We start from the raw sequence: 528 nt of genomic DNA, 5'->3' as shown, positions 1-528 counted from the left end.
CGCCGCGAGCAGCGCCGGCGCCGCCGTGAACTCCGCCGCGACACCCCAGAGCGGCGCCCCCGGTGCCGCCTCCTGCCCCGCGTGCGGCGGCGTCTCTGCCGTCGTCACGACACGCCCCGCGCGGCGGACGTCGCTACCGGCAGCACCCGCCCGGCGATCAGCAGCAGCAGCGCGAACAGCCCAACCGTGCCCGCGAAGGTGGCCAGACCCCAGACGTCGATCGCGTAGTCATGCGCGGCGGAGGGCAGGAAATCGTGCTGCAGCGTGATGACGATGACCATGAAGTGATCGGCCCAGGACGCGGCGGCGACGGCGAGCCCGACGATCAGCAGCGCCGCCGGCATCCGCCGCAGAGGCGGCAGCCACAGCGCCTGCACCGGCAGCAGGCCGAGGACGACGATCGTCCAGGTGCTCCACGCATGCGGGCCGGCGAGCCGCCGCGCCAGCACCGCCGTCTCGTACGGCGTGCCGGCGGCCAGGCTCGTCGCGAAGGACGCGCCGTAGCAATAGATGTTGACCAGCCCGAGG

Annotated in this window: 1 protein-coding gene; it reads right to left on the bottom strand. The window is 74.1% G+C overall.

The annotated features are described in order from the left end of the window. Positions 1-104: 104 nt before the first annotated feature. A partial coding sequence (locus B8460_RS22750) for a hypothetical protein (protein WP_048863499.1) occupies positions 105-528 on the bottom strand: 424 nt, incomplete at its 5' end.

The sequence above is a fragment of the Acidisphaera rubrifaciens HS-AP3 genome, assembly GCF_000964365.1.
GTDB classification, from domain to species: Bacteria; Pseudomonadota; Alphaproteobacteria; order Acetobacterales; family Acetobacteraceae; genus Acidisphaera; species Acidisphaera rubrifaciens.
The sequence above is the reverse complement of the archived record's forward strand: the minus strand, read 5'-3'. Positions and strand labels throughout refer to the sequence as shown.